Source organism: Paenibacillus terrisolis (assembly GCF_056171975.1).
Genome location: NZ_JBKFGG010000011.1, coordinates 1 through 242, shown reverse-complemented (window position 1 = coordinate 242; position 242 = coordinate 1). Strand labels below are relative to the sequence as shown.

Genomic DNA, 242 nt, shown 5'->3' with positions numbered 1-242 from the left:
GTACTAATCGGTCGAGGGCTTATCCAAAAACACCCCAAAAAGTGAAGCGGAGGCTTCGAAGAGTATTCCTAATACTTTTCGGGGAACCCGGGAAACCCAGTAGGGGCTAATACGCAAAAACGTTTCGTATCCAGTTTTCAAGCGATTAAGCGCTTGAACTGAATATTCCCTGATAGCTCAGTTGGTAGAGCACTCGACTGTTAATCGAGTTGTCACAGGTTCGAGTCCTGTTCGGGGAGCCA

At 47.5% G+C, this 242-nt stretch carries 1 tRNA gene; it reads left to right on the top strand.

The window, feature by feature from the left end:
- Positions 1-166: 166 nt before the first annotated feature.
- Positions 167-242: transfer RNA gene (locus ACI48K_RS12190), tRNA-Asn, on the top strand.